Source organism: Stenotrophomonas sp. YJH_SMC_106-19, from assembly GCF_059368375.1.
The window spans coordinates 389,871-402,567 of record NZ_JCAFRQ010000003.1 but is presented as its reverse complement, the minus strand read 5'-3'; the positions used below and the strand labels follow the sequence as shown (position 1 = coordinate 402,567).

Annotated in this window: 8 protein-coding genes; 5 read left to right on the top strand and 3 right to left on the bottom strand. The window is 68.2% G+C overall.

What is annotated here, in order from left to right; all coding sequences use genetic code 11:
- The 4 genes from AC5P5M_RS12590 to AC5P5M_RS12575 all read left to right on the top strand — a co-directional run.
- A partial coding sequence (locus AC5P5M_RS12590; RefSeq protein ID WP_495205976.1) for an Ig-like domain-containing protein occupies positions 1–2,092 on the top strand: 2,092 nt, incomplete at its 5' end.
- Positions 2,092–3,366, top strand: coding sequence for a TolC family protein (locus AC5P5M_RS12585; RefSeq protein WP_180875318.1), 1,275 nt, complete (start codon positions 2,092–2,094; stop codon positions 3,364–3,366). The genes AC5P5M_RS12590 and AC5P5M_RS12585, both read left to right, overlap by 1 nt.
- A complete protein-coding gene (locus tag AC5P5M_RS12580; RefSeq protein WP_495205975.1) occupies positions 3,347–5,512 on the top strand; it encodes a type I secretion system permease/ATPase in 2,166 nt (721 codons plus the stop codon). The genes AC5P5M_RS12585 and AC5P5M_RS12580 overlap by 20 nt, the downstream gene beginning before the upstream one ends.
- Positions 5,505–6,695 carry a beta-barrel domain-containing protein gene (locus tag AC5P5M_RS12575; RefSeq protein ID WP_005414746.1) on the top strand — a complete coding sequence of 397 codons (1,191 nt, stop codon included), beginning with the start codon at positions 5,505–5,507 and terminating at the stop codon, positions 6,693–6,695. The genes AC5P5M_RS12580 and AC5P5M_RS12575 overlap by 8 nt, the downstream gene beginning before the upstream one ends.
- On the opposite strand, the gene AC5P5M_RS12570 is transcribed toward AC5P5M_RS12575, so the two are convergent.
- Positions 6,676–7,623: a LysR family transcriptional regulator gene (locus tag AC5P5M_RS12570; protein WP_065182966.1), complete on the bottom strand. Its 948-nt coding sequence runs from the start codon at positions 7,621–7,623 to the stop codon at positions 6,676–6,678. The two genes, AC5P5M_RS12575 and AC5P5M_RS12570, sit on opposite strands and share 20 nt — an antisense overlap.
- A gap of 93 nt (positions 7,624–7,716) precedes the next feature.
- Here AC5P5M_RS12570 and AC5P5M_RS12565 point away from each other — a divergent pair, with 93 nt between their 5' ends.
- Positions 7,717–8,910 carry an MFS transporter gene (locus AC5P5M_RS12565; protein ID WP_253118584.1) on the top strand — a complete coding sequence of 398 codons (1,194 nt, stop codon included), beginning with the start codon at positions 7,717–7,719 and terminating at the stop codon, positions 8,908–8,910.
- Positions 8,911–8,932: 22 nt separating this feature from the next.
- Here AC5P5M_RS12565 and AC5P5M_RS12560 read toward each other — a convergent pair whose 3' ends face one another.
- Positions 8,933–9,586: a response regulator gene (locus tag AC5P5M_RS12560; RefSeq protein ID WP_065175264.1), complete on the bottom strand. Its 654-nt coding sequence runs from the start codon at positions 9,584–9,586 to the stop codon at positions 8,933–8,935.
- Positions 9,579–12,608, bottom strand: a complete 3,030-nt coding sequence (locus AC5P5M_RS12555; protein WP_495205974.1) for a sensor histidine kinase — start codon at positions 12,606–12,608, stop codon at positions 9,579–9,581. The genes AC5P5M_RS12560 and AC5P5M_RS12555 overlap by 8 nt, the downstream gene beginning before the upstream one ends.
- Between the last annotated feature and the right edge of the window lie 89 nt (positions 12,609–12,697).

Here is a 12,697-nt window from a genome sequence, read left to right as displayed (position 1 = left end):
CGCCGATGGCAGCGGCAACTGGAGCTTCACCCCTGGAGCGCCGCTGCCCGATGGCACCGTGATCAACGCGGTGGCCCAGGATGCGGCGGGCAATAGCAGCGGCCCGGCCACCACCACGGTGGACGCGGTGGCGCCGCCGGCACCGGTGATCGACCCGAGCAACGGCAGTGTCATCACTGGCACGGCCGAAGCGGGTGCCACGGTGATCCTCACAGATGGCAACGGCGATCCGATCGGGCAGGCTATCGCCGATGGCAGCGGCAACTGGAGCTTCACTCCTGGAGCGGCGCTGCCCGATGGCACCGTGATCAACGCGGTGGCCCAGGATGCGGCGGGCAACAACAGCGGCCCGGCCACCACCACGGTGGACGCCGTGGCGCCGCCGGCGCCGCTGCTCAGCGTGAGTGCTGACGGTACGCTGCTGAGCGGCACGGCCGAGCCCAACAGCCAGGTCCGGATTGTGGTCAATGGAGACACCGCGAATCCGATCACCGTCAATGTGGATGGCAGCGGCAACTTCAGCCTGCCGTTCGCACCACCGTTGATTGCCGGCGAGCTGATCTCTGCGGTGGCGATCGATCTGGCGGGCAATACCAGCGGTCCGGCGACGATCAATGCCCCCGATCTTGCGCCACCGGACATCAGCGTGCCGGAGGCCGCCGACACGTGGATCAATGCTGCGGAAATCGGCGACGGCATCCAGGTCGACGTGACCGTTCGCCCGACGATGCAGGTCGGGCAGGTCATCACCGTCAGGTTCGCGGGCCAGAACGGCTACGAGGCCGATGTCAGCCACACCCTGACCGCTGCGGACATCGCGGCCGGTTCGGTGACCGTGACCTTGACGCCGCCCGCTGGCATGGGGCCGTTCCCGGAAGGCGCATCGACTATCACCGCCGAAGTCGCCGGTGGCACCGCATCGGCGCCGGAAGCCTTCACCATCGATACGGTTCCACCCGCAACCCCTGTGCTGTCGCTGGTCGGCAATCTGCTGACCATTTCCGCCGAACCCGGCACCGAATTGACGGTCACGCTGACGGTAGGAGGTGTGACGGCCACGGCGACGGTCACCGCCGACAACAGTGGCCTGGCGTCGCTGAACCTGCTCACCGATCTGGATATCGACTTCACCTGGGACCAGCTGCTCAACGCACAGGTGTCGGTCGTGGGCAGTGATCCGGCTGGCAATCCGAGCAACGTGGCCAGCATCGGCATCGGCACCAGCATCGAACAGCCGGTCACCATCGGCAACTTCGGGGTGGACGTCAGCCTCAATCCTCTCAGTCCGCGCTTTGGCTTCAGTGGCACCACCGAGCCGGATTCGAGCGTTGTGATCCGGGTGATCACGCCCGCGCTGAACGTCGAGCTGCTGCCGATCCAGGCCGATTCCTCCGGCAACTTCTCGCTGAACCTGCTCAGTCCGACCATCCTCAGCCAGCTCGGGTTGAACATCACCGATATCCTCAACCTTGGGTCGCAGATATCCTTCAATCTGGTATCTACCGATTCCAACGGCAACGACAGCGCTGCTTACGGCGTCACGCTGAGTCCGAACGGCCTGTCGTTGAACATCGGTCAGATCGATGTCAACGGTACATCCGGGAATGACGTACTGTCCGGCGCCAACGGCAGTTCCGAGCACATCAACGGCGGCGATGGCAGCGATCTGATCTTCAACGTCGGCAGCGGCGATCACGTGGTCGCCGGCAACGGCGACGACGCGATCCAGATCACCGCCACCAACTTCGTCAGCATCGATGGAGGGGCTGGATTCGACACCCTGATCCTGGCCAATGGCATCGACCTGGACTACAACTCGGCCGGTGTGGGCACGCTCAGCAACATCGAGCGCATCGATCTGGGCACGGGAGATTCGGGCAGCGTGCTCACCCTCACTGCGGCGGAGGTGGCGGCGATCACCGATGGCAACGACACGCTGCAGATCACCGGCGAGAGCAACGATGTGCTGAACGTCATCGGTGCGGTCAACACCGGAACCACCCAGTTGATCAATGGTGTGACCTACGACGTGTACACCTTTGGCAGCACCACGCTGCTGGTGGAGGACAACTCGGTGCAGGTGGTGGCCTGATGCCGCAACGGCGGAGCCGAAGGCGGTGGGCAGGAGGAGCGTTCGCGCTCCTCCTGCTGTGCGGCCTGCCGGCGGGCGCCAGTGCGATGAGTGTGGAGCAGGCTGTGCAGACCGGACTGGCGATCCATCCCCGGGTGCGTGCGGCGCTGAGCGAAGCGGAACGGGCAGGCACCGACGTGAAAATCGCACGGGGGGGCTACTTTCCCGCACTGCAGGTCTCTGGCGGACCGCAGGCCGGACACATGTCCGAGATGGTGTACGACGTCACGCTGTCGCAGATGCTGTTCGACTGGGGCCGGACGCGCAGCCAGGTCGAGGCCGCCAGTGCGACCCAGCGCCGCTATCTGGCAGCGCTGGAGGTCGCCCGGGACGACGCAGCGCTGGATATCATCGAGACCTACCTGGACGTGCTGGTCGCCCGCGAAAGAGTGGTGGCCGTGCGTGACTTCCTGCAGCGGATCGAGGGCGTCCGCGGCATGGCCCGCGACCGCAGCGGCAGCGGCTACGCCGACCGCACCGAGCTGGATCGCGCGCAGCTGGAGTTCGCGCGCGGCCAGGACCAGCTGGCGTTCGAGGAAGGCGCGTTGCGCGATGCCAACAACCAGCTGGCCCTGCTGCTGGGCCGGGATCCTGGCCCGCTGCAGGCGCCGGACCTGCCTGCCGGACGGCGGGCGTGGCAGCGTGACGGCCTGGATGCAGCAATCGAGGCCGCGCCGCTGCTGCGGGAATCGCGCGAGGATGCCGCGGCAGCCGAGGCGGAGCTGGCCGAATCGCGCGCGGCATTGAAGCCACAGCTCAACGTGGAGGCATCGGCGCTGCGCCGCGAGATCGGCGGCCAGATGGAGAACGATTCGGTGGTTTCGCTGCGCCTGCGCATGGATGTCCTGCGCGGCTTCAGCAATTTCCAGCGGCCGGCGGCGGCCCGGCAGCGACTGGAGGCGGCGCAGTGGAGTGCAGACGCCACCCGCCGTGATCTGCGGCGCAAGATGCGTACCTTGTTCGACAACGCCGATGCGCTGGTACTGCGTGAGCAGGCGCTGCAGCAACAGGTGGAGGAGTCCACGCACGTCGGCGGCCTGTATCACGACCAGTTCCAGGTCGGACGCCGCGACATCATCGATCTGCTCAGCGTGCAGCGCGAGCGGATGGAGGCCGAACGCCAGCTGGCAACTCTGCGCATGGAGCGGGTCCGTATCGATTATCGCGCTGCCGCCCAGATCGGGCAGCTGGGTGAGTTGCTTGGAGGGAGGACGCATGCAGACGCCGCGCATTGAATCGACTACCACCGGCAGCGGCAACACGCCGCGCGACCCGCTGCAGGATGGCCTGCTGCTGCTGTGCGAGCGGCTGGGCCGGCCACTGGGTGCTGCCGAGCTGGTTGACGGCATTGCTCTGGAGCACGGGCGGCTGCCATTGCAGCGGGTGCCACGCGCGCTGCGGCGGGCGGACCTGAACGCGCGCGTGGAGGCCTTCGAGCTGACCGACATCGACGCCTATCTGCTGCCGGTCCTGCTGCTGCTGAACAATGGGAACACGCTGTTGTTGACGGCGATCAGCGATGGCCAGGCGCAGGTGGAGGTGCCACAGGCCGAGGGTGGCACACAGGCCATGCCGCTGCAGGCACTGCAGGCGCTGTACAGTGGTACGGCAGTGTTCGCCAAACCGCGCTTCCGCTCGGATGGCCGGGTCGGCGATTTCGCCGCGGGCCGGGGCGAGCACTGGTTCTACGGGCCACTGCGTCAGCTGTGGCGCTCCTATGTCGAGGTGGGGGCCGCCGCATTCGTGGCCAACCTACTGGCCATCGCGACGGCGATCTTCGCCATGCAGGTCTATGACCGGGTGGTGCCGGTGGCAGCGTTCGACACGCTGTGGGTGCTGGCCAGTGGCGTTGCCCTGGCGGTCATCATCGAAGGGGTGCTGCGCGTCCTGCGCGGGCAGCTGCTGCATGTGCTCGGCAAGCGCATGGACCTGCAGCTGGGAACGCTGCTGTTCGCCCGCGTGCTCGGTACCCGGATCAACGCCAAGCCGGCGTCGATGGGGGCATTCAGTACGCAGGTGCGCGAGTTTGAGGGCGTGCGTGATTTCTTCACCTCGTCCACCGCTGCGCTGCTCAGCGACCTGCCGTTCGTGTTCGTGTTCCTGCTGCTGATCGCCCTGATCGGTGGGCATGTGGTCTGGGTGCCGGTGGTGGCCTGTGTCCTGATGGTGCTGCCGGGCGTGCTCGCGCAGCGCCGGCTGGGTGAGCTGTCGCGGCAGAATCTGCGCGAAGGGGCGATGAAGAACAGCGTGCTGCTGGAGGCCTTTGAACACCTGGAATCAGTAAAGGCCACGCGTGCCGAAGGCCGCAGCCTGAAGCACTGGGAAAGCCTGACGGCGCAGCTGGCGGGAACGGCATTGAAGACAAGTACGCTCACCGCCAGCCTCAGCCATGGTGCGGCCGTGGTGCAGCAGCTTGCGTATGTGGGTGTGGTTGCCTTCGGTGTCTACCGCATCAATGACGGTGCGATGACCGTGGGCGCACTGGTGGCGTGCTCGATCCTGTCATCGCGGGCGATCGCGCCGCTGGCGCAGGTTGCGGCGGTGCTGGGACGCTGGCAGCACACCCGCGTCGCCATGGAGGGGCTGGACCAGTTGATGGGCGCCGAGCAGGAGCGCCCACAGGGCGCCCGGTTCGTGCACCGGTCGCGCCTGCAGGGTGCCTACCAGCTTCACGATGTCCGCCTGGCGCTGGGCGAAGGGCCGTGGGTGGTCGACGTGCAGGCGCTGTCCATCGTACCTGGGCAGCGGGTGGCGCTGCTGGGCGGCAACGGTGCCGGCAAGTCCAGCCTGCTGCGTGTTCTGTCCGGACTGGTGACGCCGCAGCAGGGACGCCTGCTGCTGGACGATGTGGCGCTGGCACAGATCGATCCCGGTGACCGCGCACGCAACATCGGCTATCTGCCGCAGGACGTGGCGCTGTTCCATGGCAGCCTGCGCGACAACCTCAATCTGGAAGGTGCCGCCTGGCGGGACGAGGAACTGCTGGAGGCGCTGGATGCGGTGGGCATGGGGCCTTTCGTGCGCGGCAATCCGTTGGGGCTGGACCAGCTGGTGATGGGCAACGGCAGCCTGTCCGGTGGCCAGCGCCAGGCCATCGGCCTGGCCCGGGTGATCCTGCAGGATCCGCCTGTCGTGCTGCTGGATGAGCCCACCGCCGCCTTCGACCAGCAGAGCGAGACCCATGTCATCCAGTTCCTGCAGCGTTGGCTCGGCCAGCGCACGCTGGTACTGACCACCCACAAGCGCAGCATGCTGGCCCTCGTCGAGCGTGCCGTGGTGATGCGCAACGGCAGGATCATCATGGACGGCCCATTGGAGCAGGTGGTGCAGGGCAACCAGGTGCAGCCGATCGCCGCGGTCGCAGGAGGACATCATGGTTGAGCGGCAGAAGCGTTCGCAGCGACTGCGGCGCGAGCTTGCGGATCCACTGCTGGCGTCCACGCATCCCGTGTACCGACCGCTGTTGTGGGTGCTGCTGGCGACGGTGGCCATCGCCGTGGGCTGGGCCGCGCTTGCGCAGCTGGACCAGGTGACCCGTGGCGAGGGCAGGGTGGTGCCGTACAGCCGCATGCAGAAGATCCAGAGCCTGGAAGGCGGCATCCTCGATCGCCTGCTGGTGAAGGAGGGAGACCTGGTCGAAGTGGGCCAGCCGCTGGTGCGGCTGGAGGAAACCCACTTCCGCACCAACTACGAGGAATCGGCCAACCAGTCGCAGGTGCTGCGGGCCGCAATCGCGCGACTGGATGCGGAGGTGCTGGGCAAAGGTGCCATCGAGTTCCCGGACGACATTCCGGCCGGGAGCGCGCTGGCACGTTCGGAGCGGGAGCTGTACCAGTCCCGCCGTGCGACATTGCAGCAGAGTTCGGCAGCCATCGGCCAGCAGCTGTCGATCGCGCGCGACCAGCTGCGGATCGTGCGGCCGCTGGTCGCGCGCAACGCCGTCAGCCAGATGGAAGAGTTGAAGCTGACCCAGGAAATCGCCACGTTGACCGGCAAGCTCAGCGAGTTGCGCAACACCTATTTCCAGGAAGCCTATACCGAACGCTCCAAGCTGAAGGCGGAGTTGTCCGCACTGGAGCCGATCGTTCACCAGCGGCAGGACCAGCTGCGGCGCACCGAGATCCTGTCGCCCGTGCGTGGGCGGGTCAACACGGTGCTGATCAATACCCGCGGTGGCGTGATTCCTCCCGGCGAGCCGATCATGGAGGTGATTCCGGTGGAGGAACGGCTGCTGGTGGAAGCCCGCGTCAAGCCGCGCGACGTCGCGTTCCTGGTGCCGGGCATGCCGGCCAAGGTCAAGATCACCGCCTATGACTACACCATCTACGGCGAACTCAGCGGCACCGTCGAGCAGATCAGTGCCGATACCATCGAGGAGGATACGCCGCGGGGCAAGGAATCGTTCTACCAGGTGCTGATCCGCACCGATGGCAGCCAGCTGCGGCGGCACGGCGAGGCCCTGCCGATCATTCCCGGCATGGTGGCGGATGTGGACATCCTGACCGGCAAGCGCAGCGTCCTGAACTACCTGCTCCGACCGTTGATCAAGGCGCGGTTGAACTGAGACCGGGAGTCGGCCGCATGCCATGCAGCTGCGGCAGGGCGGCCTTCATCGCATCGATGAAGGCGCGCAGCCGCGCCGGCTGCTGGCGCGCGGCAGGAAACACCACATGCACCGGCAGGGGCGGCGCTTCCCAGCCCGGCAACAACTGGACCAGGCGGCCGTGCGCCAGATCCTCGGCGACCAGCCAGGCCGATACCACCGCCGCACCCAGGCCCGCACGCGCCGCCTGCTGGACCACGAACAGGTTGTCACTGAGCAGGCGCGGCGTGATCGACAGTGTGTGCGGACGCCCGCGTGCGTCGTACAGCAGCAGGCGTTCGCGGTAGTAGGTGACGAGGGAGATCCAGGGCAATGCCTGCGCCTGTGCAGCGGTGGTCACCGCATCGGGATCGACCAGCGAAGGCGCGGCGACCACGATGCGTGGGACTTCGGCCAGCGGCAGCGCGACCATGCGTGGCTCGTCCACCGGGCCGACCCGCACCGCACAGTCGACGCCCTCGGCAATGAAGTCCGGGCGCCGGTCTTCGAGGATCCACTCCAGGCTCAACTGTGGATGCCGGGCGAGGAAGGCGAGCATGGTCGGCAGCAGCTGTGCCTGTCCAAACGCATGCGGCACCATCACACGCAGGCGCCCACGCAGCACGTCGGGTTGTCCCTGCAGTTCGGCCTGGAGCGTTTCCCATTCTTCCACCACCCGCTGCGCGTGCCGCTGGCAGCGCATGCCCTCCTCGGTCAGCTGCAGACCATGCGTGGACCGGTGCAGCAGTCGCAGGCCCAGTTGCCGTTCCAGTGCCTGCAGGCGGCGGCTCACGGTGGGCTGGGTGGTACCCAGCTGCACGGCGGCGGCAGACAGGCTGCCGGCGTCGACGATGCGCAGGAAGGTGCGCAGCAGGTCGAGCCGGTCGGCGCCCGGGGCCATGTCCATCATACGCACCATGTATGAAAAGTATTCATTTGATCCTACTACAGACGTGAGGCGAATAGGCGCAGGCTACCTCCCGTTCCCTGACTGGAGTTGCTGATGTCCACCCCCACGCTTTCCGTGACCGCCCCGCCGGTCGTGGCTCCTTCCACCTCCCTGGTACTGGCGATGGCGGCCGGTGCCGGGTTTTCGGTGGCATCGCTCTATTACAGCCAGCCGATGCTGGGACTGATCGCCCAGGACCTGTCCGCGGGCGAGCGCGCGGCAGGTCTGGTGCCGACCCTGACCCAGCTCGGCTATGCGCTGGGCATCCTGCTGCTGGCGCCCTTGGGGGATCGTTTCGACCGCCGGTCGCTGATCCTGCTGAAGTCCGCGCTGCTGTCGGTTGCACTCGCCGCAGCGGCCGGGGCGGGGCACCTGCCGGGCCTGCTGATGGCCAGCCTGCTGGTCGGGTTGATGGCAACGCTGGCCCAGGACATCGTGCCTGCCGCTGCGGCGCTGGCTCCGGATGCGCAACGCGGGCAGGTGGTCGGACGGGTGATGACCGGTCTGCTGCTGGGCATCCTGCTGTCGCGCGTGGTCAGCGGGATGGTGGCCGAGGCCTGGGGCTGGCGCACCCAGTTCGTGCTGGCGGCCGTGTCCGTGGCGGCGATGGGGGTGGTGATGGCGCGTGCACTGCCCCGCTTCGCATCCACCAGCACCCTGCGCTATCCGGCGCTGCTGGGCTCGTTGCTGTCGCTGTGGCGGGAGCAGCCGCAGCTGCGCCGGGCGGTGGCGAGCCAGTCGTTGCTGGCGGTGGGTTTCAGCGCGTTCTGGTCAACCCTGGCGCTGATGCTGCATGCGCGTCTGGGACTGGGCAGTGCTGCCGCCGGCGCCTTCGGTATTGCCGGTGCGGCGGGCGCGCTGGCGGCGCCGTTCGCCGGTCGCTTCGCCGACAGGCTGGGCAGCCCCGCAGTGGCACGCTTGGCGATCATGGTGGCATTGCTTGGCTTTGCACTGCTGCTCGCCGAATCGTGGCTGCCCGCAGCGGCACTGCTGCCGCTGCTGGTGGCCAGCGCACTGCTGTTCGATTTCGGCTTCCAGTCGGCTTTGGTGGCCCACCAGACACTGGTGTATGGCCTGGCGCCCGCCGCACGCAGCCGTCTCAATGCAGTGCTGTTCACCGGCATGTTCATCGGCATGGCGGCCGGAGGCGCACTTGGCAGCCTGGCATTGGCGCAGTGGGGGTGGCATGGGGTGGCATGGCTGGCGACGCTCTGTGCCGGTGGCAGCCTGCTGATCCGCCTGCGCTGAGCGCTGCGCGCGCAGCCGCGCGTCAATCGTGGCCGCTGTCGTCCAGGCTGATGATGCCGCGGCGCAGGGCCTGTGTGACCGCATGGGTGCGGTCGCCGACGCCCAGCTTGTCCATCAGGCTCTTCATGTGCGCTTTCACCGTCTGCTCCGAGATCTGCATGCGTTCGCCGATGCGCTTGTTCGAGAGTCCGCCGGCAACATGCCGCAGCACCTCGGTTTCGCGCGGCGACAGCCGGTCCTCCACCACGTGCGCGGCGATGCTGGCGGCCACCGCGGGTGGAATAGGCGCACGGCGACCACCGGCCACCATGCGGATGGTATCGATCAGTTCATGGCGCAGCATGTCCTTGAGCAGGTAGGCGCTGGCACCGGCCTGCAGGGCGCGCACCGCGCGCACGTCGCCGCGGTAGGTGGTCAGCACGATGATGCGGGCACGCGGGTCGAGCGCGCGGATCCGCATGATGGCCTCGACACCGTCCAGCCGGGGCATCTGCAGGTCCATCAGCACCACGTCCGGTTGCAGATGCTGGTACTGCGCGATGGCTTCTTCACCGTCGGCAGCTTCGCCCAGCAGCCGCAGGTCCGGCTGGGCGCCGAGCAGGGCCGCCAGGCCGTCGCGCAGCAGCGGGTGGTCATCGACCACCAGCACGCCGATGGGAGGGGAGAGCTCAGTCATGGTCAGGTCTGCTCCAGGGCCAGCGCCAGCGCGACGGCCTTCGGTGATAGAGGCGGCGCGCGGGGACCGACAGCGCCACTTCAGTGCCCAGGCCGGGCCGCGTCCACAGCTTCAGCGCCGCGCCCAGCCGCTGCGCGCGCTCGCGCATGCCCTGCAGCCCCCAGTGGCCGGCACCGGCATGGTCGTCGGCAATGCCAACGCCGTCATCGCGGACATGCAGCAGGAAGCAGCGGGCACCGTAGGACAGCTCGACCTCGATGGCGCTGGCGTGCGCATGCCGCAATGCATTGCGGATCGCCTCGCGGCCGATCAGGAACACCTCCTCGGCAGCATCCGGCTGCAGGCGGGGCGGGGTGCCTTCCACGGTCAGGCGCAGTGGGTTGGTGCCCTGGCCGGCGTACTCAGCGTGCACATCGGCCAGGGCCGAGGCCAGATCACGACCCGCGAAGGGACCGTCGCGCAGGGCGTTGACCCGTTCGCGGCCCTCGGCCAGATTGCGTTCGGCCAGCTGCATCGCCGATTCCAGCTGGCTGCGCACGGTTTCCGGTGTCTGTGGTGACTGGCTGATCGCGTGCAGGCGCAGGATCAGGCCCTGGCTGCCCTGCAGCAGCGTGTCATGCAGGTCACGGGCGATGCGCTCGCGTTCGCCGTTGCGCTCCTGCAGCCGGGCCCGGAACAGCGCGGCCAGCTGTCCGCTGCGGATCCGTACGGCCATCACCAGCACCGCCAGCACCAGCAGCGCGCACAGCAGCTTGAACCAGACCGTCTGCATGAAGGTCGGTGCGATGCGGAAGCTGCGATGCGCCGGCACCCGGCTCCAGATGCCGTCTTCGTTGGCGGCCTCCACCTCGAAGCGGTAGCTGCCGGGGGCCAGGTTGGTGTAGTAGGCGCGGGTGCTGCTGCCGGCGTCCTGCCAGTCCTCGTCGACACCCGACAGTCGATAGCGGTAGCGGTTGCGTTCGGGCCGGGCCAGTGAAAGGGCCACGTAGTCGATCTGCAGCTGGGTGGTACCAGCGGGCAGGCGCAGATTGTCACGCAGTGGTTCGTGCACGTTGCCGTACAGCACATCGCCGATGCGGACGCTCGGCGCCATGCTGTTGACGTGCGCGTGGGTCGTGTCCAGCCATGCCAGGCCCTGGTTGGTGGCCAGCCAGAGCAGCCCGTCACCGGCCAGCACCGCCGTGGAGATCGGACCGCTCTGCAGGGCGACGCCCGGCATGCCGTCCACGGCATCGAACAGGCGCGGCGTCACCGGCAGGCCGGCGCGCAGCGCGTGCCGCAGATGCGCGCTGTCCAGACGCACCAGGCCGCGGCTGCCGTTGAGCCAGAGCCGGCCCTGTGCATCGGCCACCATGCCGGTGATGCCCTCGAGCACGCCCGCAAGGTCGGTTCGTACCGGCATGAAACGTCCGCCGCCCAGGCGTGCGGCCAGGCCCGATTCGCCGGCGACCAGCAACAGATCGCGCTGCTGCAGCAGGGCAGTCACCGGCCCCACTGACAGCCCCTGCGCGGCACCGAAGGTCTCGATCGTGCTATCACCCAGATGGCGCAGGCGTCCATCGGCATACCCCAGCAGCAGCTGGCCGTTGTCGTCCATTGCCAGGGAGGAACAGGCCTGCTCGGGCAGGCGCGGTTCGCGCTGCCAACGGCCCTGCGCGTAATGCAGCACGCCGCGCTCGCCGGTACAGACCCAGGCCTGCTCGTCATCGGGAAACAGCAGCGCGTGCAGTGGCTGGCCGGTGAACGGCGCCGGCAGTGCGATCCGTGCGGTCCGGCCGTTACGCGTGCGCGCGAGATTGACCCAGTCGAATTGCCAGATCGGCGTCGGCGCGCCGCGTGCAGCGGCTTTCAGTTGCGCGCCACTGCCGTCGAGCAGCTCCCGGCGCAGGTCATAAGGTGCCAGATCCTCGCCGTAGCCATACACGCGGCCATCGCTGGCACGGACCAGCGAGCGATACGGATCGGCAGGACCGGCCGACAGCGTTTTCACGCTGCGCGCGCGGAAGCGGTTGAGGCCGAGATTGGTGCCGACCCAGATATTGCCTTCGCGGTCGGCCATGATCGGCACGGCCGACGTTGCGGTCAGGCCATCCGGTGAATCGAAACGTTCCATGCGCACGGCGCGCCTGCCATCGAACGTGACCCTGGCGACCCCACCGTGCGGGCTCATCGTCGCCCACAGCGCGCCATCAGCGGTGAACTGCAGCCGCGCAGCGACCAGCTCCGGCAGGCGGCGTGCCTCGCGCTCGTGCTGTGGCAGCACACCCTCCGCGTTGGCCAGCGGCGAGGTGCCGCGCACGCGGTCGGCCAGCCACACCTCACCCAGCGGGCTCTCCACCAACGTGGCCATCTGCGAGACAGCGATGCCGGTGTCCTCGAAGCGGACGGCACCCGGCGCGCGTTTCCAGATCTTCAGGTCGGCCAGCACCCAGAAGGTATTGCGGCTGTCCTGCAGGACCCACTGCACGCGCCGCTCGGGCAGGCCTGCGCTGGCCGGTGGCGGCCGCCAGCGCTTGCCGTCGAACCAGCGCAGCCCGCCGTTGATGGCGGCCCAGCGGCGTCCGTGCTGGTCGCGGCTGAAGCGCGGCACCACGCCGACCGGAACCCCTTCCGCGCGCCCGAAGTTGCGCAGCTGGCCATTGGCGAACTGGCTGATGCCCGCCTGGAAATAGCCGATCCACAGCGCATCGCCATCGCCGGGCACCAGGGTGACCATGTTGGTGGAGGGAAATCGGCTGCCGGGCGGTGCGGGCTGCCGCTCGAAGCGACGCCCGTCGAAGCGGTACAGCCCGGAGCCGGTGGCCAGCCAGAGCAGGCCGTCGCGATCCTGGGCGATGTCCCAGATATCGCCGGGTGCGCCCTGTCCCACCCGCCAGGCGGTGTGCTCGTAGCCGGGCAGCCCGCTGCTCACTGCCGGGCGCTGCACGGCGTGGGCGGGCAGGGCGATGCACAGCAGCAGGCACATCAGCAACGCCGTCAGGCGACGCAGGGAAGGGAAGGGGCAGCCATGCATGCAGCGCATTCTCGCAGGTGCGGGGCAGGGCGGGGTGACCCGAACGGGGTAGGCGCCTGCCGCGGCACTCGGCTATCACGCCGGCATGGACCACAGAG